This window comes from Hymenobacter sp. BT18, from assembly GCF_012273015.1.
Classification (GTDB): domain Bacteria; phylum Bacteroidota; class Bacteroidia; order Cytophagales; family Hymenobacteraceae; genus Hymenobacter; species Hymenobacter lutimineralis.
The window spans coordinates 296,176-320,630 of record NZ_CP050954.1 but is presented as its reverse complement, the minus strand read 5'-3'; the positions used below and the strand labels follow the sequence as shown (position 1 = coordinate 320,630).

Genomic DNA, 24,455 nt, shown 5'->3' with positions numbered 1-24,455 from the left:
CGAACCGAAGTTGGGTGGGAATTTTCTTCGGTCTCGATTTCGAAAAAGCCGTTCCGGGTGGGGCGGCTTTTTTTGTGCCCATACCTTACAGCTACTACCAAAATACAGCTTAGTATGGAGCCTGCCGGAATACAAAAAGCTATTGGTTGCGGCGCTTGAGTAAGTAGCGGTTGATGTAAAGGCTGGACGCCGGGCTGCCGTTGGGGATGACCTCCCAACCCAGGTTATAAAGAAAATTAAGGGCGGCCGCTTCATCGGCAAATTCCCGGTTCCGGCCATTCTCCTGGTAAACCTTGGCCTTAGGGTTTGGAGTTACACCATCCGAGAGAATCACCGAGCAGCTACCACCTACTTGGCGGCTTAGCTCGATAAGGGCCAACCCATACATCGGCGGCGTGGTGGCCGTGACAGGGGGCTGTTGAGCCAAGGCGTCGGGCAGGGAAGCAAGGCTGCTGAGCAAAAGGAGGAAGAGGAAACGGCGCATTGGCATGCAGGGAAAAGGTCTTAGGGCTCAGTCTGCATTAAGGTAAGCGCAACAGCAGCACTTGGGCGTCCGGGTTGGCCTTGGTGGCGGGGCTGAAGCTGAGTACCACGTGCTGACCGCGCCACTCGTAGCTATTCACGTAGCTGGAGCCGGGCTCGCCGGGGCCGTAGTGGGCCACAAGCTGCTGCAAGAGCTGGTCGCTGTGGCGCTGGCCTCGGGTAGTGAAGCTGACCCGGTCCAGACCGTCGGGTTTGAAGGTGTAGAGTATTTCCGTGAGTGGCACACCGGCGTAGTGCAAGTCCTCTGGAGAAGCGGTGTAGATGATGGTGGGGCCATCTTCCAAGAACACGCGCAACGGCGGATGCTGGGCGGCTGGGTCTCCGAAATGGTAGGCGCGAAAGCCATTCTCCTGGTCCAGCAGCGCGCCGCCGGCCGGTTTGGCTGGGGTAGACTGGGCAAAGGCTGGGCTAACGAGGAGCAGCAGGGAGAGTAGAAGGTAGGCTATTCGGATAGGCATAGCTTGGAGATACTTTCGGGGTAAACAAAGATACCACGCTGCGCTGGCTACGCCCGTGGTAGCGGCTGGGACTTTTCTAAGGCCACGCGCAAGCGGGTGCTAGCCCAACAGACGGTGAATGGATGGAGGCAAAGCCGTGCTTGTTGAGTTTATACTTGCGGAGCTGCTGAATGATTTTCATGACTAAGGTATTAACATGGATTTATCATACATATAGGCCCGCCAACGCTCGTGCCAATAACTAGTCGATTATGTTTTTAATAGAGCTTCATCAAGAGCCAATTGTTTTAAACTTGGGTCAATAGCGCAAGCCCTTTGATAATGCTCCCTTGCCTCGGCCATTCTGTTTATCCTAAGAAGCTTTATACATAAATTTATATGATATATTCCGTTGTTTGGATCTAAGTCTATTGCTCTCCTGTAATGTATGAGGGCGAGTTCATGATTAGTCGTATGCTGTGCTAGATAATTAGCATAGTTATAATGACCTTGTGGTTCGTTATCAGCTAATGAAATAGCACCTTTGAAATATTTATCGGCAAGCTCCAGATTTTTGTAATGGATTAATATGATGTTGCCGATTATACCCCATGCAGGTGTTTTAGGGTCAAGTTTTATTGAATCCTCCAAATGATGCCTTGCCAATTCGATGTTTCCCTGTTTTAATGATAAAAGCCCGTAACTATAATGAGTTCCTGCATTGGCATTGTTGATGGAAAATGCGGTTTTAAATTTTAGTGCAGCATTTTCTAAATCATTAGTTTTTTGATATAAAAAATTAGCATAATTTATTAAAATTTCGTCATCATTCGGGTTGATTTCAATAGCTTGTTCAAAGCAAGATTTCGATAATTCAACTTCGTTGATTGAATCGTCGGATAACACTAATGCTAGGTTGTTGAGAATATTACTATTCTTGGGGTCTTTTTCCAATGCTGATTCGTATTGTTCCCTCGCCAATTGAGGTTTTCCTAAAAATCCAGCTAATATGATACCTAACTCTATCCGTGCTGTGTTATCATCATAAATACTTACAATGCTTTCGAGTTTATTTCTTGCTATCTTATAATTCTTGCGCTTAAATGCAACTGCTGCTTCGGTAAAGAGGATGGTTTTATTATTTGGATTTTTTCTACTCAATTGTTCAAGGTGAATTGCTTGTTCTTGTATGTCATTAATCATAAGTATATCACTACACTCAGCAGTTAAAGCGCTATCTATATCGCCTCCAATGTATTCAAAAATATCTTTATATCCCTTCGCTTCTACTTCAATCCAAGTAGAGTATTTCAAATCAGATAATGTGGCGCAAAATTGATCAATAGAACCACGAATACGTCTCAAATGGTCTAGCTCCTGATAAGCGCTAGTTATGTTATCAAGGCCATCTAGTTGCTTTATTTGAGCTGTTAATTCGCTGATCTGTTCTTCCCAGTATTTTGCATATTGAAGTCTGCCCAACGCATTATATATATTTGCATTTGGGGCGAGTACAGGAAGGATTTTGTCTTTAAACGCTGGGTCCTGGAAAAGCTCCAATGCCTCAAACATGCAATTTTTTGACTTTAAGTAGTTCTCGCTTATAATTAATAGAACGAAATCTCCTTCTCTCATGCTTTGCATAAAAGCCCGGAATGATCCTTTATAATCGACGTCTCTTATGTCCCGAGTTAATATAATACCTAAGGCTTTCCAGTCCTGATCAATTTTGTTAGCAATGTCTTTATCAGCCCAGCAATAAGATAGAGAGATTTTTGAATCCATGTTTATTGTCTATTGTTTTTTTGTTTAATATTTTAAGAATGCATTCCTATCCCCAAGCTAACTCAAAACTGGCGCCGAAGCCGCAAGGGCTTGAAGAATTAATTCTCCTTTGCTAAGGCTGATTAAGCCTTTCACATAATCTGGGTAAGACTTCTGAATACCAAAGAATTTACCTACCTGCTTTGCTAGCCCCTTGTTGTTGTACAACCGTAGCAGCGCTGGGTAATCTTGCTCAGTTAAAACGCGACTTATCTCCTGCTCTAATGGCGCATAAAGCGCATCCACATTGAGAGCTGCAGTATCCGCTAAAGCTTGCTTCAACGCATCTAGGCCAACTGCTCTAGCATCAAACTTCCGAAGAGCTTTTTCAACCTCCCAACTGGCTTTTCGGGAAACAATTTGGTCCTTATCCCTAGCTAGAAGGCCAAAAGCAAACTGCTTAATCTGAGTAACTTTATCAGACACTGTACCCTCGATAGTACCAGATTCAATAGCGTGGCGAACGACAGCTGTCAGAACATCCTCGGTGATCAGTAGGTTTTCAATTTCCTGCACATTTAGCGCATAAATGCCCTTGCTGTGTAAGTCTGCTACTTCTTCCTGAGTGCGGAAATCCAAGTCGATGATGCCGCGGCACTCTAAGCCGTGCAGGTGTTTGAGGTCACTAAACGATTTCGTGGCTTGGATGACTTGCTCGCAGCTACCCTGGGGCATGATAGTCCAGCCTGGGTAAAGACGAGAGAAGAGGGTGTGCTCGGTGCCGCCTCGCGTTCTTTCGGTGAAGACTACGGGCCGGCGACTACCTAAAACAGCGAGAAGTACTTCTTCGGGCAAGCCTTCTGATTCAGCGGGTACTTCCCGCCAGTCCCAAAATTTACCATCGTAGCTCTTAATCCAGATTTTCTTAGCTGCAATTCTAGAAGCAGCAAAGTCAAGGTCATGCGTTAGATAAACAAACAAGCAGTCGGGCCGTTCTTGCTCAATTGCATCCCACAACGTGGACTGAACAACACGATGCAGATGCACTTCAGGTTCATCAACGACAATTATACTATTTTCTGGAACTGCTAAGCATTGACCGATAAGATAAAAGGCTGCTCTCTCCCCATCACTCATTTGACTGGCTTTGTAATTATTCGCATCCGATGTTTCTACTAACTTTACATCAATAGCGCTGGCTTTGATTATAAGTTGTCGATGACGTATAACATGCTCCCAGATGCGCTTAATTCGCCCCAGTTTAGTAGCAACAGGTTTTTTATAGATGGCTGTTTGTTCCGCCTGCTGGGCGTAAGCTAATACAATTTCATACTGCTCGGACATCAAATAGATCATAAGATGCCTGAAATCATTTACGGTGCCCGTCGCAGCATCACCTTGCCATTTTTGATGAATTTTAGTTTCAGTTCTTGAAAAATGCTCCCTGTTGTTAACCAAGCTACTTGAATCAACAACAGCTTTGAAACTTAAGTACGCGTCCTCAAGAGCGACTGGACTTGAGGATTCTGGGAAATTTAGCATTTTTTGCGCTCCAACACGGTGAACCAGTCTGTGTTGTGGGCCATTAAATTCAAGCCAAGCGCCCAAGCGTGTTTTGCCTGAACCATTTGCCCCAACGATGACAATGGAACTCGTAGGGCCAATCTCGGCGTAGGGATTAGTGTCAATATTTGTGCCCTGTTGCGATGGGATTTGAAGCGTATTAATAGGCATAAGTAGAGCCGTTCAAGGTGTGATTAATTCAATCACCCTTGCCCCACCGAACCCCCGGCCTCTTCGGATACTGGCTGGCGCAGCAGGTCGCGAGCTACGATGAAGGCTGCCCAGTATCGTACAACTGAGGCCATCAGTGTCAAAGAGAATTTCAGAGATAGGGCGCTGGGGATGTGTGAGGTGCTCACTAATCGGGATAAGATCTGTGTGATACCCAAGATACTGACCACAATGAAGGTAATCTTGGCCCAGCGGTTGCCCCGACGTATGCCCACGACCAAGGTGCATAGATAAGTAATGAAAAGTACGCCCAGGACCCAAATGGCGCCAGGCGTTTCTTTCGCTAAAATCCGGTCGAAGAAAGAAGGGAGTTCTTTGATGTAAGCAAGTAAAATCAGTCCCCCACTCAAGAGCAGCAGATTCGAGGCCTTACGGTCATTGGCGGGGATAGTCACGGCTATAGCAGTTCAGTTAGTTCTTGCCCGGTTGTGCCTCCAGCGGCATGCTGAGAAGGGGCCGCCGCTAAGCGGGATTGAAGGTACAGAATACGTCAGCGAAGCGCCCTTGCCGATGGCAACTTACGAATTCGTCAGCCGCCTAAGGGCCTTCACATAGTACCGGCGCTGCCAGATTCGGTACCAATGCTTGTTGGTAGGGTAATGGCGCGTGGGGGAAAGGTTGTTGAACACCAGCGCTACCAGCAGCAGTACCACCGCCCCCGACAGCACAGGCATGAACACGTAACTGTACCCCAGCGCCTTCAGTTGGGGCGAGCCAATAACGGCAATCAGTGCCGTAGCCCCACCGGGCGGGTGCAGCGTCTTGGTTATTTGCATGCCCACAATGGAAAGAGACACGGCCAGGGCCGCCGCCAGCCACAGCTCCTGCGGCATGCAGCGGTACAGCGTCACGCCAATAAAGGCACTCAGTACATGGCCGCCGAGCAGGTTGCGCGGCTGGGCCAGCGGACTATTGATGACCCCGTACACCAGGACCGAAGACGCTCCAAACGAACCAATCAGCAAAGGCGCATCCGTGGGGAGGCGGTGACGGTTGAGCAAACCGATAATTCCAATTCCCACGAAAGCACCCAGAAACGTCCACAAATGCTCTTTGTAGTCAAAGAGTGTTTCCTGGTACACGATGATCTTCATCCGCCGGGCCTGGCGGCGTATTTTTGTGCGCATAATGAAAACAAGCGTCTGCTGCCGCGCTACATCTCTACGCAGATAAGCAGTTGCAAAAACTTTGATTCTACAGGCAATGCGACCAGTTGCCTACGAGCAAAGTTGGGGAAGTCCCAGCGAAGTGTACTCCCGTTGCTTTACCGGTATACGATGGCCAATCCATCGAAAAACCAGCTTGTTTTACAGTAAGTATCTTTTAATCAGTTAGAAGTAAATATTGCATTGGCCCTGCGTCGATCCGGCAAAAAAGGCAAAGTAGTACACAAGGCTCCCTTACTCGCAAGCAGAATGAGGTGCAGCAGGTACTCTGGCTCCGTTTCTGGTTGGGGGCTACCGCGCTGGCGAGGCTTGCCGCAGCCAAGCAGCAGCCTCTTCTGAGGTTTGAAAGTATTGAACTGCCAGGGTGGGGTTCACGGCCATCCCGATGGCTCGGGCCGCCAGCCGGCCAATAGGGTTGCTGCTTTCCACGATGGCACAATGGCTGTAACGGGCCTCGCGAATTGCCTGAGGAATCCATTCCGTTTGCAGCCAGTGCTGCAAGCTCATGGACATGGGGGGCCGCAGGCGATGGTCGCTCAAAAGGCGGGGAGCCCGGTGGGCTATCATCACCTGCAAAACGTGGGTATACAGTGCTTTGAGCTCAGCTTCTGACCCGTCGGACAGCTTCCATTGCAAGGCTACATGCTGCCCGGCCTGGTACGTCAGCGAAACAAAAGCAGAGGCGACGTAGGGAAGGGCAGGCATCATAAATGCGGCAAACGAAAGGTTGGGGGCTGCGCAATTGATGGCCCCGGCAAACAGCCAGGACCTTGAGCGTTAGTTTGTCAGCGCCAACAGGAGCAGCCCCAGCGCCGCTGGCAGCGTCTGCACATACAGAATGCGGTGGCTGGCGGTGGCCGCTCCATAGAGCCCGGCTATGGCCACGCAGCCAAGAAAGAAGCTGGCCACATACCGCTGCCAGGAAGAGTCGGGAATGAAGAGCGACCAAACCAGCCCGGCCGCCAGAAAACCATTGTATAATCCTTGGTTAGCAGCCAATACCCGGGTGGCCGGAAATAATGAGGCCGGAATGTTGCGAAATACTTTAGGGCCGCGGGTGGTCCAAGCAAACATTTCTAGCCACAGAATATAGAGGTGAATAACAGCCACAAAACCAATCAGGACAAGGGCAAGCAAGTGCAGATACTCCATGGGCCAGGCTATGATAAAGGATATGCAGGCAATTCGAGCGGAAGCTAACGGAAATGCAGAATATAATCGTTGCCTGGACTCTAGAGAAAGTTGGCTAAGGGCTGAAGATTAATGACCGTTATGGCATAAAGCTGAACAAGCAGGCACTGGACAAGCACTACCACAGAAGAGGCGTCCGTGCAGGATCATGCGCAACAATTGATGAAGGCAGCAGATAATTGCTAACAAAATTAGTATATTGCATATGATAACTAATATAGATGGTAATGATGGTTGTTCGACCCGCCTTGTTCGTCGCTTTACAAAACCCGAATGCCGAGTCGTTGGTATTTGAATTCCGGCTGGCTGATCAAATACTTACTTCAGTTACTATCAGCCGCTTGGGCTGGCAGGTGTTGGGCCCCTCGCAGGCTATTCATTACGTAGCCGACCGCTACCTGATGACGCTGCCTCTGAGAGAGAAGATGATTAGTCGGGAGCTGGTGGTTTTCCACGTCATGCAGGCAGTGGGCATACCCCCGGCCATTTCTACCTCAGCGGCGGCATAGTGGCTTCGCCAATGGCGCCTTGGCCTTGGGCTGTGGCAGCGTGCAAAAGATCGGTCAGCACAGTGGCTGGAGTAGCTTTATGGATCAACTGGGCTTAAGCTGCCACTTCTGGGCAATACCCAGCGCCGTTTCCAGCATATAAGGTGCCCACTGCTCGATTTGCCATTCCGATTGGGCCAAAGACGACAAAAGTAGCCGCTGGTGGGCTTCCTCGTAGGAATGGGCCGTTTCGAGGATGTGAGAAAGCTGCTGCTGCTGTGCATAAAGCCGGACATCTTCTTCGACGGGTCCGGAAACAACGGGCTGCCGGGGGAGGAAGTGGTAATCTGTCGGTCTCGACTCCTGATTTTGCTGGGCAACCAGCTTTTGCATCCGCAGAAAATCCTGGCGGAAGCGGGTTTGGCTGTGCTCAGTTTGCAAGCCATTACCTAGCTGCTCTAGGACTACGTATTTCAGATGCGGGCACCGGGGCATGGTTGCCTTTAGCAGAGAAAACACCTCGTCCGGGACAGCATCGTCGTGGGTGTCGCGGCGGATCTTTTTGTCGGGCAATAGGGAAGAATCCGCCCAGCTGCCGCCCGAAATATGAATTTCCCGCACCTCTTCCAGGGGGTAGAGTGCGATAAGCTCCTCGTAGGAAATAGAGAAATTGTGGAGCTGGCAGTAAAGATTGTGCAAATCCAGGATGAGAAACCCATTAACCGGGGTCAGCAACTTATCCAGGAACTCACCGTGGCGTTTTACTTCTTCCAGGGAATACGCAAAGGCCAGATTTTCAAGTCCTACCGGACAGCTGCAGGCTTCGCTGATCCGGCACAGCCGATCCTGCCCGATCCGGAGGGTGGCCGCGGTATAGGGAACGGGTAAGGGCGCCCCGGAGTGGAAGTTCTGGCCCGTGAAAAAGCCAAAATGCTCGGTAACGTGGTTGAAGGAAAATTGCCGTGCCAATTGGTTGAGGCGCTGGAGCCATTGCTGCTGCTCGGTGGTCCAGCGGGCTGAAAGCAGCGAAAAAAAGACGCCATGCCCAATTAGCCGCTGCTCTTTGCTGAAAGCATGCAACAACTCCGTAAACCACACCGGCGTGTTTGCTCCTGATAGCGCATCAAAAGACCATTCCAGCGCGCCAACGGACCCATCGGCCAGTAAAGGGAAAGCCGCTGCCAGCATATCTGCGTCCAGGTTAAGGGCAAGGGCAGCAAAAATGGTCGGCGGCTTAGTCATAACGGCGGGGGCAGAGCCAACGCTTTTAGCCGCGTCCGCAGGCCGGGCAATTATCGGGCAGTTGGGGGACTTCTTTGCCGTCCTTGCTTACTTTTTCGCCCGCCGGTTCGGGCGTGCCTTTCTTGGCGCAGCCGGTAGCGTGCACCGTAATGCCAACGAGCATGGCACCTAGCAAAGCTTTGGGTAATTTCATCGTGGTAAGGAGGGGGAAGTTGGAAAATACGGGCACTAGCTCTATGGAACGGGCGTTAACCCATAGCTAGGAGCGGCCTTCCTGCCGAAACGTTGCATGAGGCATTCGGCCCCCGTGCCGGGCCGCCCCTGGATAGGATGCGCCAGTTTCCCTCGGGGCCGGGCCCTACAGCCCTGCGGGTTGGTCACCGTTTAGTTGCCCTGCCCACCCGCTTACCTTCCGCCGCATTTTTCCGTTGTTTGTTCGTGCCTCCGGCGTGGGCTTCCCGTATACGTATCAGCGCGGCCTGGTACCGGTAATTTCCTTATTAGTTTGGGCCGGCAAATCTTTTCCCACCTTAACTGACTTTATTGTCCGTGGCAGCCGGTGGGTGGGTCAGTCGGTAATAACCAGCCCCACCCAACGCGGGTCCAAAAGTATCTGGCCTTCTTCCGTTATATCCTTTCTTCTTATGTCTCTTCCTCCCGACCTGGAACAGCCGGCCGGCCACGACGAAAGCCGCCGCACCTTCCTCAAACAGTCGTCGCTGCTGACGGCTTTGACCTTTGTGCCTGGGCCCGTCGTTCAGGCCGCTACCAATGAGCTGGATGAAAAAGTAGCCGCGGCCTTCGAAAAAGTACCCCTCAAGCTGGAGGTGAACGGCGTAAAGCACAAGCTCTCGGTGGAGCCGCGTACCACGCTGCTGGACTTACTGCGCGAAAACCTGAACCTCACTGGCACCAAGAAAGGCTGCGACTACGGCCAGTGCGGGGCTTGCACCGTGCACGTGGATGGGCAGCGGGTAAACAGCTGCCTGAGCTTTGCCGTGATGCACGAAGGCAAGAAAATCACCACCATCGAAGGGCTGGCCGAGGGCGACAAGCTGCACCCCATGCAGGAAGCCTTCGTGAAGCACGACGGATTTCAGTGCGGCTACTGTACCCCGGGCCAGATTATGTCAGCCGTAGCTTGCGTGCGCGAGGGGCACGCCGGCTCGGAGGCCGAAATCCGGGAGTACATGAGCGGCAATATCTGCCGGTGTGGGGCCTACTCCAACATTGTGGCGGCCATTCAGGAAGTGAAAAACGGAGGACAGAAGGTATGAACCAGTTTCAATACGTGCGGCCTAGCAAGCAGCAGGCCGCCATCGATGCCGTAGCCAAGGACCCGAATGCCACCTTTATTGCCGGCGGCACCAACCTGGTAGACCTCATGAAGCGCGGCATCGCCACGCCCCAGAAGCTGGTTGACATCAACCGCCTGCCCCTGGCCCGCATCGACGCCGACCCGGGCAAGCTGCGCATCGGGGCCCTGGCTTTGAACTCCACGGTGGCCGACGACAAGCAGGTGCGGGAGCGGCAGCCGCTGCTGGCCCAGGCCCTGAACGCCGGGGCTTCGGCTCAGCTGCGTAACATGGCCACCGTGGGCGGCAATATGCTGCAGCGCACCCGCTGCTCGTATTTTTACGACCTGGCCATGCCCTGCAACAAGCGGGAGCCGGGCTCGGGCTGCGGTGCGTTGGAAGGCATCAACCGCATGCACGCCATCTTCGGCTTTAGCGACAAGTGCATTGCCGTGCACCCCTCCGACATGAGCGTAGCCTTAGTAGCCCTGGATGCTACCGTGCTGGTAAGCGGTCCAAAAGGGGAGCGGCGCATTCCGTTTATCGACTTCCACCGCCTGCCCGGCGACACCCCGGAGAAAGACACCAACCTGGAGAAAGGTGAGCTGATAACGGCCGTGGACGTGCCCGATGGGCCTTTTACCAAATACGTGCACTACCAGAAAGTACGGGAGCGGGCCTCTTACGCCTTTGCCCTGCTCTCGGTAGCCGCTGCCCTCGACATTGAAAACAACACCATCAAGGCGGCGCGGCTGGCCATGGGCGGGGTGGCGCACAAGCCCTGGCGCCTCACGGCTGCCGAGCAGCTGCTGGTGGGCAAGCCCGCCACCGAAGATACCTTCCGGCAGGCGGCGGAAGTAGCCATGCAAGGGGCCAAGGCATTCAAGCACAATGCCTACAAGATCAAGCTTGGGCCTAACACCATTGTGCAGGCCCTGCGAACGGCTGCTTCGGCCGCCTAACCCTGATTTTCTATGAAAGAGCAAGCGCAAAACAAGCAGATCGGGGCGCCGATGAACCGGGTGGATGGCCACCTGAAAGTAACCGGCGCGGCTAAATACTCGGCCGAGTACGAGCTGCCCAACATGGCCTACGCGGTGCTGGTGGGCAGCACCATTGCTAAGGGCCGTCTTACCGGCGTCGATGCCAAAGCCGCCGAGCGGGCCCCGGGCGTGCTGGCCGTTATCACCCACTTCAACTCGCCTAAGGTTCCGGGCTTTGATACCGCGGGCAAAGACCCCTCGCAGCCGGCTACGGTGGGCGGGCCCCTGAAAATTTTCAAGGACGACAAAATTCACTACAGCGACCAGCCCATTGCCGTAGTGGTGGCCGACAGCTGGGAGCGGGCCCGGCACGCGGCCCGGCTGGTGAAGGGACAATACGCCCCGGAAAAGCACAAAACCAACCTTGAGGCCGGTGCCTCGGAAGCCTTCCTGCCCACGGCGGCCAAGAAGAACCCCAAGCACCCCATGAACGACTACCAGCGCGGCCAGGCTGATGCTTATAAGTTGGGCGCTATCAAGCTGGAAAGTGAGTACGTCATTCCCACGGAAGTACACCATCCCATGGAATTGCAGGCCATTACGGCCCACTGGGAGGCTGCTGATAAGCTCACGATTTACGACAAAACCCAGGGCACCATGGCCACCCGTCGCGACTTCGCCAAGGAGTGGAACCTGCCCGAGGAAAACGTGAAAGTCATTGCCACCTTCGTGGGCGGGGCTTTCGGCAACGCCCTGCACAGCTGGCCCCACGAGTCGGCGGCCATTATTGCGGCCCGGGTGGTCAACCGGCCGGTAAAGCTGATGCTGACCCGGGAGCAGATGTTTACCAACGTAGGCTACCGGCCCTACACCTGGCAGAAGCTGGGCATGAGTGCGACACCCGACGGCAAAATCACGGCCATTACCCACGAATCCATCGGGCAAACCTCCAACTACGAGGAGTTCACTGAGTCGACCCTGGCCCAGACGCGGATGATGTACCAAGCCCCCAACGTGACCACGCGCTACCGCTTGGTTTCGCTGGACGTATGTTCTCCCATCTGGATGCGCGGCCCGGGCGAGGCTACCGGGGCCTTTGCGCTGGAGTCGGCTATGGATGAAATGGCGCATATGCTGAACCTGGACCCCCTGGAGTTCCGCCTGCGCAACTACACCGACAAGGACCCGGAAAACGGCAAGCCCTGGAGCACTAAGTTTCTGAAGGAGTGCTACCAGCTGGGGGCCGAGCGGGTTGGCTGGAGCAAGCGCCAGCTCAAACCCGGTTCTTTGCGCGACGGGGAGTGGCTCATCGGCTACGGCATGGGCGTGGGCACGTTTGGCGCGCACCGCGGAGCGGCCACCGTAGGAGCCCAGCTGCTGGCAAATGGTACCGTGCTGCTGCAGTGTGCCACCACCGACATTGGCCCGGGCACCGGCACCGTGATGACGCAGATTGCGGCCGACACGCTGGGCCTGGACCCCAAGAAAATCCGGTTTGAGCTCGGCAACTCCTCGTTTCCCAAGGCCGGCACCCAGGGCGGCTCCTCCACGGTAAACAGCGTAGGGCCAGCCACGCAGGAAGCCTGCCTGGCCCTGAAAGACAAGCTGCGCGGTTTGGCCGGGGCCAGCAACGCTGCCTTTGCTTCTGCCAAAAAAGAGGACGTGACCCTAACCGATGGCTACCTGGCGTTAAGCAGCAACCCCGCCACCCGCGTGGCTTACGCCGACCTAATCAAGCAGGGCGGTGACAAAGCTGTGATGGTGGAAGCCCGCCCCGGCCCGGAAGGCCAGCAGTATTCCATGTACTCGTTTTCGGTGCATTTTGTCGAGGTGCGGGTGCATGAGCTGACCGGGGAAGTGCGCGTGAGCAAGCTGGTTTCCTGCGCTGATGCCGGGACTATCGTGAATGAGAAAACGGCCGGCAACCAGATGAAGGGCGGGGCCGTGGGCGGTATCGGCATGGCCCTGATGGAGGCTGCCCACATCGATGACCGGTTTGGGCGCTACGTCACCAAGGACTTTGCCGACTACCACGTGCCCGTGCACGCCGATTCGCCAGCCGTGGAAGTAGCCTTCGTCAACCAGCCCGACCCGCACGTGAATGCCCTGGGTACGAAGGGTATTGGCGAAATAGCCATTATCGGCGTAGCGCCGGCCATTGCCAATGCCGTGTTCAACGCCACCGGCAAGCGGGTGCGGGAGCTGCCCATCACCCCCGATAAGCTGATTTAAAGCCGACCCATAAATCAAAAAGAAGCCCCTGGCGCAGCTGCGCAAGGGGCTTCTTCGTTGGAGGTTTTGCGTCTAGCGGCCCGCTTCTATCAGGCTGATAGCATAGCCGCCGCCGGGGGCGCAGAGCTGGGTCAGCTTGGTTTTGCTGGTCACGTTCAGCTTGCGGATCTGGTAGGCCTGCGGGTTGTACTGGTAGTGGGCGCCCTTGCTGTCGGCATAGATGGTGGCCACGTATTTCTTGCCAGGCTCCAGGAAGCTCAGGTCAATTTTCGAGGTGCGCCCGTTCTCGTCGCAGGTGCTGCCCACAAACCAGCTGCTCTTGCCCTTGGCCTTGCGGGCGTAGGTGATGTAGTCGCCGGGCTCGGCTTCCAGCACTTTCGTGTCGTCCCAGTCCACCGCTACGTCCTTGATAAACTGGAAGGCGTCGAGGTGCTTGTTGTAGGTTTCGGGCAGGTCGGCGGCCATCTGCAGGGGCGAGTACATGGTCACGTACAGGGCCAGCTGCCGGGCCAGGGTGCTGTGCACGAAGGACGTGTTCTGCGGATTGTAGGCACTCACCTTGGTTTGGAAGATGCCGGGCGTGTAGTCCATCGGGCCACCAATGAGGCGGGTAAACGGGAGGATGGTGGTGTGGTCGGCGTTGTTGCCGCCAAACGACTCGTACTCCGTACCGCGGGCGGCCTCGTTGCCGATAAGGTTGGGGAAGGTGCGCGAAAGACCGGTGGGGCGCACCGCTTCGTGGCCGTTCACCATGATCTTGTGCTCAGCGGCTTTTTCCAGCACGTAGTTGTAGTGGTCTATCATCCACTGGTCGTAGTGGTGGTGGCCCAGGGGCACTATGTCGCCCACGTAGCCGGTTTTCACGGCGTTGTAGCCGTTGTCGTTCATGAACTGAAAGGCCTTTTCCAGGTGCCGCTCGTAGTTGCGCACCGAGCCGGACGTTTCGTGGTGCATGATGATTTTCACGCCCTTGGCGGCGGCGTAGCGGTTCAATTCCTGCACGTCGAAATCGGGGTAGGGCGTCACGAAGTCGAACACGTAGTCCTTGTGCTTGCCAAACCAGTCTTCCCAGCCCGTATTCCAGCCTTCTACCAGCACGGCATCAAACCCATGCTTGGCGGCGAAGTCGATATACTCCTTCACGTGCTGGGTGTTGGCGGCGTGGGTGCCGTTGGGCTTCACCTTCTGGTAGTCTACCGAGTCGAGCTTGATGTTGTCCATGTTGGTGTACGACCACGTGCTCTTGCCCGTAATCATTTCCCACCACACGCCCACGTACTTCACCGGCTTGATCCACGACACATCCTTGAACTTGGTGGGCTCGTTGAGGTTCAGCACCAGCTTGGAGAGCAGGATGTCGCCGGCTTTATCACTCACAATCACCGTGCGCCAGGGCGAGTTGGCCGGGGTCTGAATCAGGCCTTTGTCGCCCACCGCGTCGGGCGTCAGGTGGCTTTCCAGCACCATGTTCTTGTCGTCCAAGTCAAGGTGCATGCACGAGTAGTCGATGAGGGCGGCCTCGTGAATGTTGATGTAAAGCCCGTCCTGGCTTTTGAGCATGAGCGGGGTTTGCAGGCCGGTAGGCGAAAAGGTCGTCTGGGAGGCATTTGGCGTCACGGCGGCCTTCATCTTGCCGCGCACCTCCGAGAGCTTCGACGTAACGGTGCTGTACTCCTGGGTGTCGTAGTCGCCGGGTAGCCAGAAGGCCTTATGGTCGCCGGCCAGGGCAAACTGGGTGCGCTCTTCCTTGATGGTGAAGTAGTCGAGCTTGGGCTGGCGCGGAAACTCGTAGCGGAAGCCCAGCCCGTCGTCGAACACCCGGAACCGGACGCGGATGGTGCGCTGGGTTTCGGCCTGCGTGAGCGTCACAGCCAGCTCGTTGTAGTGGTTGCGGATGGTTTTGGCCTCGCCCCACACCGGCTGCCAGGTTTCGTCGAAGGAGCGGGTTTGCTTGTCGGTTTGCGCAAAGCCACTTTGCAGGCTGGTGGTGCCCTTCAGCTCCAGGCCCAGCTTGCTGGCCTTGATAACGTCGCGGCCCTTGTAGGTAAGCCGGTAAGTGGGCACCCCGCCGGCCTGCAGGTCGAAGTTGAGGGTAAGCTGCCCATTGGGCGACTTGAGCTCTTCGGCCAGAGCGGCCGGACTCAGTAGCGCAAGGCCACAGATAGCCAGCAGTTGCCGGGCCATCCGGGGCGGTAAAAAACCGGTAAAAGAAGAAAGCAGCATGGAGATTGTGTGCTGTAGGTGAAGTAGGAGCAAGCAGCGCGGTACGGGTCCAGCAAAGCAAAAAGGACACGTGTGGCCGGCCTAAGCCGCTGCGAACTTAGCCAGACGAAAGCGGATGTACACGCGCAGGCCGCCTATTTGGCGTCAAAAATCCGCGGGGCTGCTTGGGGGCGGACCGGCACCGGCGAGGCCAGGGCCGGTGTAGCTGGACCGTAGTGGTGGGGGTAGGCCGGAGGCTATAGCTCCTGCACGGCGCGAATAAGGGCATTTTCCAGCTGCTGCCGCCGGGCCTGGCTCGACCAGAAAACCGAGGCGGGCTGCTCCAGGGCGGCCAGCTGCGTAAGACTGTTGGCCACGCGCAGGGCTACCTGCGGCTCCAGCGCCTGCTGCTGCAAGGCTTTCAGGGTCTGCTGCCACTGCTGGCGCAACGTGTCGAGGGTGCCCAGCTCCGCCCGCTCATGAAACAGCTGGCGCATCTGCCGGCGAATGGTAACAAGTTCGGGGTGGATTTCCATGAAGAATATACCGGAGCATTGGCACCAAACTTACACTTTTCGGTCGCACAAGCAAGTCCTGGTCGTGTTTCGGGTCAAAGAGAACAGGCAGCCCCGGCAGCAGTGTGGCCGGAACAAGTGGCTAAGCTCAACATAACTAACTGCTTAACCAGGTCGTAGAGCAAGGTGTTTTTCACCATCCTACGCTAGACCTATGAACCAGTCCGCATCATCTTACCCCACGGCCCGCACCGCGCAACGCGCGGCGGGCCCGGCTACTGCAACGCGTTTTACCCAAGGAACCATGGGCGACCTGCTGGGCCGTTCGGCCGCCAGCCTCAATAAACTCAGCACCCTGCAGAAGGTAGTGGGCGGGGCCCTGCTCGTAGCCGGGGTAGGCTACCTGGCGCGCCGCAATAAAACCGCTTCGCAAACCAACCAGGCCGACACGCTGCGGGAGCTGCTGTATTTCGTAAACGACCGGATAGAAGGGTATCAGCGCGCGGCCGCCGAAAGCACCGATGCCGAGCTGACGGGCTACTACAAGCAGTTGGTCAGCCAGAGTCAGCAGTTCTCCAACGAGCTGAATGCCGCCCTGCGGGCGCAGGGGGAGCCCACGGAAACGAGCACCACGCTGAAAGGCAAGCTTTACCGAGGCTGGATGGACGCCAAGGCCCTGCTCACGGGCCGGAGCGAAAAAGCCATCCTGGGCTCCAATGTGTACGGGGAGGAGTGGGCTTTGAAAGCCTACGAAGACGCCCTGGAGCAAGGCACCCTCACCGGCTCCATCCGGGTGGCCGTGCAGCATCAGTACGAGCTTTCCCAAAAAACCTACGACCGGCTAAAAAAGCTGGAAGACAAGCAATAAGCGTGTTTGCTTAAACTACTGCAAGCCCCGTTCGGCCCACGCCGGATGGGGCTTGCTCTGTTTATGACTCGTGCTGAATCACTGCGGGGTTAGCGGGCAAAGTACACCCGGAACGTGGACCCCAGGCCCGGCGTGCTTTCCACCTCAATGCGGCCCCCACTGTTTTCCATAATCTTCTTGACCATGTAGAGTCCAACGCCCGAACCTTCTACGTGGCTGTGTAGGCGCTTGAACATAATGAACAGCTGGCGCTGCTGGTTGGCATCCAGTCCCAGCCCATTATCGGCCACCGTGAGCACGTGGTGCTCGTCCCGGGCTTCGCAGCGCACTACAATGTGGGGCTCCCGCTCCGGGGCGCAATATTTAAGGGCGTTGCTAAGCAGGTTGTACACCACGGAGCGGATGTTTTTCTCGGAAAAGCGGATGGTGGTGGTTTCGTCAACTTCCACCTGCAGGTGCCCGCGGCCGAGCTGGGGTTGCAGGTCCAGGAGCACTTCCCGAATGGCGGTGGCCAGCTGCACGGGCACGGCTTCGGCGCTGTGTTCTTTTTGCAGCTTGGCTACGTCCGTGAGGTTGGCAATGGTCTTGCTGAACCGCTCCACCGACTCCTGCATGAGTGCCGTGAGCTGCAGCACCTGTTCCGACTGCAGCGTTTCCGGGGGGAGCACGCGCAGCAGGGCGTGGAGCAGGCCTTCGATGTTGCTGATGGGGGCCTTCAGGTCGTGGGAGGCCGTGTACACAAAATTGTCCAGGTCGTTATTTATCCGGACCAGCTGCTCGTTGGCCAGCTTGAGCTCCGTGATGTCGATGGCGGCGCCCACGTAGCCGTACAGCTCTCCGTTGGCGTAGTAGCTGGGGGCGCCCTGGGAGAGAAACCAGCGGTACACGCCATCGTGGCGCCGCATGCGGTGCTCCAAACTGTAAGGTTTCCGCTCGTCAATGGCCTGCTCCAGGGTGCGCTGGGCAAAGGCCGCCTCGCTGGGGTGTAAAAAGGAAAACCAGCCTTTCGCCAGGTATTGAGGCAGGTCGAGGCCCACAAACTCCAGAAACGTACGGTTCACGTAGCGCACCGACGAATCCGGGTGCACGGCCCACACCTGGCTGGGGGCGGCGTCGGCCATGATGCGGAACCGCTCTTCACTTTCCTGCAGGGCCTCCAGGTCGCGCTTTTTCTGGGTGATGTCGCGGGCTACGGCCAGTAGGTGGGGCTTGCCGCCCAGCACCAGTGCATTCATGCTCACTTCCACCGGAAACACGTGTCCGTCCTTGCGCTTGTGCAGGGTTTCGAAAGGGGGAATGATTTCGCGCTGGGCCTTGGCAAAGCCCAGGGCAAACATTCTGGGTTGGTACGTGGGGTCGATGTCGGCTACGTGCAGTTGCTGGGCTTCCCGGGCGGTGTAGCCCCAGGTTTCCAGCGCCTGGGTGTTCAGGTAAGCAAAAGTGCCATTCTCGCGCACCAGGATAAATAAGTCGCGGGCCTGATCGGCCATGAATTTAAACCACTCCAGCTCCTCCCGGCGGGCCTCACTTTTTTGGCGGGTCAGCACCTCCTCCGTTACGTCGGTGGCCGTGTGATGAATGCCGTACACGTGGCCCTGGGGGGTACGCAGGGGCTTGCAGGTAAAATCGAAATAGGCAGTGTGCGCTGCCCCGTCTGTCAGTACAGCAGCCTTTTCGTATACCCCCGCGTAGGCCTCTCCGGTAGCATATACCTGCTCCAGCCGGGCTTGGAAGGCGCGGCTCTCCGGGCCCGGCAGCGCTTCGCAGAAAGTTTTGCCCACTACCGATGGGTCCTTGCCCCAGTACTCCAGCATCAAGGCGTTGGCGTACTGCACCCGTATTTCCGGGCCTAAGTAAAGCGCCGTGGCAATGGGGCACGCTTCAAGCAGGGTTTGGTCGTAAGCAGCACTTTCCTGCCCTTGCAGAACACCCGCCGCTGGTAGCCGCCCGCCGTGGCTGAAGCTGAGCACCAGGCAGCGAACTTCCCCGGTTGCATCGGACACCGGCCGGATGTGGGCTACCCAGTTGGCCTCCTCTTCGTGGGGGCTCCAGCCCGGCCCGATGGCGTACTGGGTGGCTTGCCGGGTGAGCAGGGCGTGCTGCAAGGCGCTAGCCAGGCCGGCTGGCTTGGCGGCGCCGGGTAGGGCTGGGTTGGCAGTACACACGGCCCAGAGGCTGCGGCCTACTACCTCCGCTCGGGTGGAGGCAAGGCGGGGCAGCAGGTCGTCGCTGAGGGCCAGTAGCGTAAAGTCCGGCGCATTGGCCTGCAGCAGGAGCACGGAGCCCGGCAGTGCGTCATACACGAAAGAAACGTCAGCGAAAGAGGTGGACACGGCAGCGGCGGAGGCTAAACGGGAAAAGGCGCACCCTAAGGTATTGGTAAGTGCGTAGTGTTGGGCCAGCCGGATTTCGACCCGCCGATATTTTTCTGGCGTCCGGTTTCCGCAGCCGACCGCCAACGCGTGCCTACAGCCCCAGCGGCCCGAATTTTCCCGGGTAGCCGGGCTGGCTCTATTGCTACTGAGTAGGCGCAGAGCCAGACCCTGGCCTTGTGGGGGCCGGCAGTACCACCCGGAAAGTGGAGCCTTTTCCTACCTCACTCTCCACCTCCAGATGCCCCCCGGCCTGCTCCAGCTGGCGCTGAACCAGATAGAGGCCCAGCCCGGTGCCGGGAATATGGTCATGAAAGCGCCGGAATAATTTAAACAGCTCCGTGCCGTGCCGGGTCAGGTCGATGCCCAGGCCGTTGTCCTGGACCACAAGGGTGGGCTGGCCGTGCTGCCATTCCGTGCGCACCTCAATATGGGCGGGGCGGGTGGGGGCGGCGTACTTCACGGCATTGCTGAGCAGGTTATACAGCACGCTGCGTAGGGTGGCCGGCTCCAGGTGCAGGGCCGGAATGTTGGCCAAGGCCAGCGTCCAGGTAGCGGTGTTGGGATGCAGATTCTGCACGTTGCGGAGCACTTCCTCCACCAAGGGCTGCAGCTCTACCGGCTCGGGAGGGAGTAGGTGGGCCGGGCGCTGCACCTGCACCACTTCTGCCAGGGACTGAATAGTACCCAGCAGCTGGTTGAGCGACGCATCCACCATCTTCAGCATGGGGCCGGCCTCGGGGTCGGCGAAGGTAGCCGTGCGCGTGAGTTCCTCCAGCAGGCCCGACAGGTTCAGCACGGGTTGCTTCAGGTCGTGGGAGGCTGTATACACGAAGGTGTCCAGGTCGCGGTTGGTGCGGGCCAGCGTGGCGTTCTGCTGCCGGAGCTGGGCGGCCACGTCCTGGAGCTGCTGGTTGGTGGCAGCCAGCTCCGTGGTGCGTGCCTGGACAATACTTTCCAGCTCGGTGGGCGTTTTCAGCAGGAGGGCTTTGGGAATCACCCCAAACAGGGCCAGCACCGTGCCCCAGGAGGCCAGGGCCGTAATCAGCCGGACGAGGCCGCTCAGCCGGTAAACGGGCACCCAGAAAATCAGGGCGTCGAGCAAATGCGTGGCGCCGCAGGCAAAAATAAACAGCCCAAAAAGCCAGAACAGGCGGTTGAAGGGCATGTCGCGGCGCTGCCGGATAAAGTTGATCAGCAGGAAAGGAATAGCGAAGTAAGCCGCCCAGATCATCAGATCGGACACGATGTAGAGCCAGCCGTGGAAGCTGGTCCAGTGCCCGCAGTGCCAGCGTGCTGGAAACCCCCAGGGCGAAAGCAGGCGGGCAAAAAACTCAACAAACTGGTCGGCCAACGTGGGAGGAGCAGCCGGAGCCGGGCCCCCCGCCCAAGCCGGAACCGAAAGAAAGCAGGCAGCTAGCCACAACCAGGTACGAGCGAACATAAAAGCAAGGCGAAGACCACCGAAATAACTTTCCGGGGCGAAACGGCCTCAAGATACGTACACGGTGGCTGGTAACAGCCCAAGGCAGCAGCGGGCAGGAATAAAACAAAAGCTCCTGCCCAAACCAAGGTTTGAGCAGGAGCTTTGCGGATAAAAGGCAGTAACTAGTTCTGCGGCGTAGCGGGTACTTTCTCCACGAGTTTGTCGGCTTCTTTGTTCTGCACTACGGCCGTGTCACCGGGCTCGGTAGCCATGTCAGCCTGCACTTCATTGGCGGCTTCGCTGGTAGCGTCGCCGGCCTGATCCACGGCATTTTCGGTGGCGGCTTCCGTGTTTTCCTGCTGGCGCTCCGAGCAGGAGGTGGTAGCAAAGGCGGCAAATGCCGAAAACAACACGAGAGACTTGAAAGAGAGTTTCATAAAGGTCGTAAAGCTGGTGAAGGTTGGCTATACGGGAAACGCTCAGTTTCGGCCATCCGATTGCGCCGGGAGTTGACAAAAACCACGTTGCGGGCCTGAAACAAGGGAATTCTGGGATAGGATAACGGTTCCTTCCGGCTAAGGCATGCTCAGCGCTGAAGCCCGGTCAGGAAAGCAGCCGTGGGCCTTCGGCGTCATCGGGCAGCACCTCGGCGCCGCTGCCGGCATCCGGCACCAGCGTTTTCCAGGCGGCGCGCTTCAGCTCATCGAGGCGCGTGAGCGTATCGGCCACGGTGGGGTGAGCCCTAAGCTTATCGAGTATTCCCGTGCGCTGCGCAACTTTCACCAGCTGCTCTACCACAAAAGGCAAAATCCAGCCGACCACGCTGGAGGCCAGGGCCCCGCGCAGCCCAATGCGCACCAGCAGCCGGGCCGCCATGCGCTCCAGCAGCAGGGCCCGCGCCGCCGGCAGGGCTTTATTGGCCAGAAAGTCTTGTACCAGCCGGCCATTGCCTTTCTTCACTTCCGCCCGCAGCACTTCCTGCACCGACTCCAGGGCGGCCGCGGCGGCTTTGCGAAACAGGCGGCCGGTTTGCCAGGCGGCCAGGCCGGTAGCCTTGGTCATGTTGCCGAGTAGGGTAATCCAGATGGGGCGGTCTTTCATAAGGGTGGGCAAAGCAGTAAGGTCTGCAAGTACGCAGCCCGCCGCCGGGCGGACAAGCAGTACCGGCCAAAACCTGCCGAAACTACCACTGCCCGCTGGCGTAGGTGACGTAGGCGGTCTGCCGGTAACGCAACTTTACAGCCCTGCCTTTTTCTCTTTTTTATGCATCAGATCATCATTACCCAGCCCGGCGGCCCTGAAGTCCTGCAGCTTACTTCTGCCGATTTACCCCAGCCGGCCCCGCACCAGGTGCTGGTGCGCGTGCAGGCCGCCGGCGTAAATCGTCCCGACGTGCTTTTGCGCCAGGGCAAATACGCCGGCAGCGGCGACGTAACGGGTACCGTACCCGGGCTGGAAATTGCGGGCACCGTGGAAGCCGTAGGAGCGGAGGTTAGGCGCTGGCACCCCGGCGACGCGGTGTGCGCCCTGCTGGCCGAGGGCGGCTACGCCGAATACGCCCTGGTAGATGACCGCCACTGCCTGCCCGTGCCCCTCGGCTGGAGCATGGCCGAAGCCGCCACGCTGCCTGAAACGGTATTTACTGTGTGGCACAACGTGTTTCAGCGGGGGCAGTTGCAGCCCGGCGAAACCCTGCTGGTGCACGGCGGCAGCAGCGGCATCGGCGTTACGGCCATTCAGCTGGCAGCGGCGCTGGGCTCCCCGGTGTTTGCCACGGCCGGCTCCGACGAGAAATGCCGCGCCTGCGAAAAGCTGGGGGCTACGCGCTGCTTCAACTATAAGACTGAGGATTTCGAAGATGAGCTGAAAGGCCAGGGCGTGGACGTAGTGCTGGACATGATTGGCGGCGACTATACCCCCAAGAACCTGCGCCTGCTCAAGGAGGATGGCCGCTTGGTATTCATCAACGCCATGCAGGGCCCCAAAGCCGAGTTCAATGCCCTGGACGTGATGCGCCGCCGCCTCACCGTCACGGGCAGCACTCTGCGCCCGCGCTCCGCCGAGTTCAAAGCCGCGCTGGCCGCCGCAGTGGAGCAGCACGTGTGGCCGCTGCTGGCGGCCGGCCGGTTCCGGCCCGTCATTTACCGGCGCTTCCCGCTGGCCGAGGCCATAGCGGCGCATCAGCTCATGGAAAGCAGCGCGCACATCGGTAAAATCGTATTGGAGGTCGGGGAGTAATGTGCCCCTGTAGCCGAATGGGCTAAGGTGAGACGGAAGCTGAGTGGGAAGTCGGGAAACTCCCTCAACCCGCCGGTGATAAACCGCCCACACAGCCTCTTCCTAAGCCAGGGTTTGTTGTATATTTTTTGAATCCGGGAAAATACACAACAAACCCCGCGCAGAAAGTGTCAGGTATTCCGATCTTTTAAAAAATACCTGACAACGAAGCCGGGGAAACGCCCGCTTGAGTATGGGGCGAAGGTGTTGAGGTGCCAATACGGGCTGAGCAAAGGCAACAGTAGCACCTTCGCACGTTTTCACTTCAGCACATTGACTAGGCGCTACGCCAGAAAATCCGGCACCACCTGCAGGCAAACCGGCGCCGACACTTCCACCGACGTGCCGGTAGCAGCAAGCTGGCCGGTCTTTTCATCAATGCGGTAGGTCACGATGTTGTTGGTCTGCTGATTGGCTACCAGCGCCACGCGGCCGCTGGGGTCGAGGGCAAAGTTGCGCGGAATCTTGCCCTGCGTATCGGCGTGCTGCACCCAGGTGAGCTTCCCGCTGGCCTGGTCAATGGCGTACACCACGATGCTGTTGTGACCCCGGTTGGAGGCGTAGAGAAACCGGCCGTTGGGCGACACGTGAATATCGGCGCAGGCATTCCACGCCGTAAAGTCGGCGGGCAGCGTGGGCAGGGTGTGCAGCTCGCTGAATTTGCCCTGGGCGGCATCGTAGCTCAGGGCCGTAACGGTGGAGTTCAGCTCGTTGATGAGGTAGGCCCAGTGCTTGTTGGGGTGAAAGATGAGGTGGCGCGGCCCGGCGCCCGGCGCGGTGGTAAAGGCCGTGGTGGGGGTGTTGAGAAACTTGCCCGTGCCCGGCTCCAGCGGGTAGGCCACCACCTGGTCGATGCCTAGGTCCACGGCCAGGGCAAAGCGGTTGGCGGGGTCGGGCAGAAAGCAGTGGGCGTGGGGCACGTTCTGGTTTTTGTGGGGCCCGGAGCCGGTGTGCTGCTGGGTGGCCGAGGGCGCACCCAGGCGTCCATCGGCCTGCACGGGCAGGGCGCACACGCTGCCTCCGCCGTAGTTGGCCACCAGCGCCACGCGGCGGGTGTGGTCGAGACTCACATAGCACGGTCCCGGCCCAAACGACGACTGCTCATTGAGCAGGGTAAGGCCGCCGGTTTTGCGGTCGACGGCAAAGGCCCGTACCGAGCCGCTCTTCATGCCCTTGTATTCCTCGGTTTCGTTGGCGGTGTACAGCAGGCGCTGCTGCGGATCCAGGGTCAGGTAAGTGGGGTTGGGGCCGGCTTTGGTGGCGCCTATGCGGGTGAGGGCGCCGGTTTCCGCATTCAGCCGGTACAGAAACAGGCTGTCGGCGTCGGCAGCGGCGTAGGTACCCACGTACACCAGATACGAAGGCGCTTTGCGGGAACCGGGCAGGGCGGCCGCGCACCCGGAAAGGGCCAGGGGCAGCGCGGCCAGCGAAAACCCGGTCAGTTTCAGAAAGTAACGGCGCGAAGAATTGAACTCAGACATGCAGGCTGGGCGAGAAGGGAGATGAGAAGCGGGGAGCCGCGGCAAGGTAGTAACTGCGTTCGAGTTGTACGATGCAAAAAGCAACACCCGCTGCGCCGCTTGCGGCGGTGGTGGGCCGGAGAACGGCGCTGCTAAACGTAGCGGCTGGCTCGTACCTTTGCGGCTGGTACCGCCTTTCT

Annotated in this window: 22 protein-coding genes; 6 read left to right on the top strand and 16 right to left on the bottom strand. The window is 57.5% G+C overall.

Annotated features, from left to right (window positions below):
• Positions 1-139: 139 nt before the first annotated feature.
• The 7 genes from HER32_RS01435 to HER32_RS01405 form a co-directional block, all read right to left on the bottom strand.
• The gene (locus HER32_RS01435; protein ID WP_168679944.1) at positions 140-484 is read right to left on the bottom strand and encodes a DUF362 domain-containing protein; all 345 of its coding nucleotides are present in this window, start codon (positions 482-484) and stop codon (positions 140-142) included.
• A 37-nt stretch (positions 485-521) separates the two neighbouring features.
• The gene (locus HER32_RS01430; RefSeq protein WP_168679942.1) at positions 522-1,001 is read right to left on the bottom strand and encodes a hypothetical protein; all 480 of its coding nucleotides are present in this window, start codon (positions 999-1,001) and stop codon (positions 522-524) included.
• Between the two features lie 249 nt (positions 1,002-1,250).
• Complete coding sequence (locus tag HER32_RS01425) at positions 1,251-2,765, bottom strand: toll/interleukin-1 receptor domain-containing protein (protein WP_168679940.1); 1,515 nt, start codon at positions 2,763-2,765, stop codon at positions 1,251-1,253.
• A gap of 57 nt (positions 2,766-2,822) precedes the next feature.
• A complete protein-coding gene (locus HER32_RS01420; protein WP_168679938.1) occupies positions 2,823-4,478 on the bottom strand; it encodes a DUF4435 domain-containing protein in 1,656 nt (551 codons plus the stop codon).
• Between the two features lie 578 nt (positions 4,479-5,056).
• Positions 5,057-5,665, bottom strand: a complete 609-nt coding sequence (locus HER32_RS01415) for an HPP family protein (protein WP_168679936.1) — start codon at positions 5,663-5,665, stop codon at positions 5,057-5,059.
• Between the two features lie 330 nt (positions 5,666-5,995).
• Positions 5,996-6,412 (bottom strand): STAS/SEC14 domain-containing protein, encoded by a 417-nt coding sequence (locus tag HER32_RS01410; protein WP_168679934.1) that lies wholly within the window; start codon positions 6,410-6,412, stop codon positions 5,996-5,998.
• A gap of 69 nt (positions 6,413-6,481) precedes the next feature.
• Positions 6,482-6,847: a DUF1304 domain-containing protein gene (locus tag HER32_RS01405; protein WP_149072626.1), complete on the bottom strand. Its 366-nt coding sequence runs from the start codon at positions 6,845-6,847 to the stop codon at positions 6,482-6,484.
• A 275-nt stretch (positions 6,848-7,122) separates the two neighbouring features.
• Here HER32_RS01405 and HER32_RS01400 point away from each other — a divergent pair, with 275 nt between their 5' ends.
• Positions 7,123-7,404 carry a hypothetical protein gene (locus HER32_RS01400; protein WP_168679932.1) on the top strand — a complete coding sequence of 94 codons (282 nt, stop codon included), beginning with the start codon at positions 7,123-7,125 and terminating at the stop codon, positions 7,402-7,404.
• A gap of 84 nt (positions 7,405-7,488) precedes the next feature.
• On the opposite strand, the gene HER32_RS01395 is transcribed toward HER32_RS01400, so the two are convergent.
• Together HER32_RS01395 and HER32_RS01390 are read right to left on the bottom strand one after the other, a co-directional pair.
• Positions 7,489-8,625 carry a DUF692 family multinuclear iron-containing protein gene (locus HER32_RS01395; RefSeq protein WP_168679930.1) on the bottom strand — a complete coding sequence of 379 codons (1,137 nt, stop codon included), beginning with the start codon at positions 8,623-8,625 and terminating at the stop codon, positions 7,489-7,491.
• A 25-nt stretch (positions 8,626-8,650) separates the two neighbouring features.
• Entirely contained in the window at positions 8,651-8,818 is a 168-nt protein-coding gene (locus HER32_RS01390; protein WP_168679928.1) for a hypothetical protein, read from the bottom strand.
• A gap of 451 nt (positions 8,819-9,269) precedes the next feature.
• On the opposite strand from HER32_RS01390, the gene HER32_RS01385 reads away from it, so the two are divergent.
• From HER32_RS01385 to HER32_RS01375, 3 genes are read left to right on the top strand one after another with little or no spacing between them, the layout of a single operon-like run.
• Positions 9,270-9,902, top strand: a complete 633-nt coding sequence (locus HER32_RS01385) for a (2Fe-2S)-binding protein (RefSeq protein WP_168679926.1) — start codon at positions 9,270-9,272, stop codon at positions 9,900-9,902.
• Positions 9,899-10,882, top strand: coding sequence for an FAD binding domain-containing protein (locus HER32_RS01380; protein ID WP_149072614.1), 984 nt, complete (start codon positions 9,899-9,901; stop codon positions 10,880-10,882). The genes HER32_RS01385 and HER32_RS01380 overlap by 4 nt, the downstream gene beginning before the upstream one ends.
• Before the next feature lie 12 nt (positions 10,883-10,894).
• Positions 10,895-13,135, top strand: a complete 2,241-nt coding sequence (locus tag HER32_RS01375) for a xanthine dehydrogenase family protein molybdopterin-binding subunit (protein WP_168679924.1) — start codon at positions 10,895-10,897, stop codon at positions 13,133-13,135.
• 72 nt (positions 13,136-13,207) lie between these two features.
• Here the strand turns inward: HER32_RS01375 and HER32_RS01370 are convergent, their stop codons facing one another.
• Both HER32_RS01370 and HER32_RS01365 read right to left on the bottom strand, forming a co-directional pair.
• A complete protein-coding gene (locus HER32_RS01370; protein ID WP_168683181.1) occupies positions 13,208-15,319 on the bottom strand; it encodes a glycoside hydrolase family 97 protein in 2,112 nt (703 codons plus the stop codon).
• A 275-nt stretch (positions 15,320-15,594) separates the two neighbouring features.
• Positions 15,595-15,873: a hypothetical protein gene (locus HER32_RS01365; RefSeq protein ID WP_149072612.1), complete on the bottom strand. Its 279-nt coding sequence runs from the start codon at positions 15,871-15,873 to the stop codon at positions 15,595-15,597.
• A gap of 193 nt (positions 15,874-16,066) precedes the next feature.
• Between HER32_RS01365 and HER32_RS01360 the strand changes: the two genes are divergently transcribed.
• A complete protein-coding gene (locus tag HER32_RS01360; protein ID WP_168679922.1) occupies positions 16,067-16,720 on the top strand; it encodes a PA2169 family four-helix-bundle protein in 654 nt (217 codons plus the stop codon).
• 89 nt (positions 16,721-16,809) lie between these two features.
• Here HER32_RS01360 and HER32_RS01355 read toward each other — a convergent pair whose 3' ends face one another.
• From HER32_RS01355 to HER32_RS01340, 4 genes are all read right to left on the bottom strand, one after another.
• A complete protein-coding gene (locus tag HER32_RS01355) occupies positions 16,810-19,053 on the bottom strand; it encodes a PAS domain-containing sensor histidine kinase (RefSeq protein ID WP_168679920.1) in 2,244 nt (747 codons plus the stop codon).
• Between the two features lie 184 nt (positions 19,054-19,237).
• Positions 19,238-20,536, bottom strand: coding sequence for a sensor histidine kinase (locus tag HER32_RS01350; protein ID WP_168679918.1), 1,299 nt, complete (start codon positions 20,534-20,536; stop codon positions 19,238-19,240).
• A gap of 164 nt (positions 20,537-20,700) precedes the next feature.
• Positions 20,701-20,955 carry a hypothetical protein gene (locus HER32_RS01345; protein WP_149072608.1) on the bottom strand — a complete coding sequence of 85 codons (255 nt, stop codon included), beginning with the start codon at positions 20,953-20,955 and terminating at the stop codon, positions 20,701-20,703.
• Between the two features lie 166 nt (positions 20,956-21,121).
• Positions 21,122-21,619 (bottom strand): hypothetical protein, encoded by a 498-nt coding sequence (locus HER32_RS01340; protein WP_168679916.1) that lies wholly within the window; start codon positions 21,617-21,619, stop codon positions 21,122-21,124.
• Between the two features lie 162 nt (positions 21,620-21,781).
• Here HER32_RS01340 and HER32_RS01335 point away from each other — a divergent pair, with 162 nt between their 5' ends.
• Positions 21,782-22,756, top strand: coding sequence for an NAD(P)H-quinone oxidoreductase (locus tag HER32_RS01335; protein WP_168679914.1), 975 nt, complete (start codon positions 21,782-21,784; stop codon positions 22,754-22,756).
• Between the two features lie 323 nt (positions 22,757-23,079).
• On the opposite strand, the gene HER32_RS01330 is transcribed toward HER32_RS01335, so the two are convergent.
• Complete coding sequence (locus HER32_RS01330) at positions 23,080-24,276, bottom strand: lactonase family protein (protein WP_168679912.1); 1,197 nt, start codon at positions 24,274-24,276, stop codon at positions 23,080-23,082.
• Positions 24,277-24,455 lie beyond the last annotated feature (179 nt).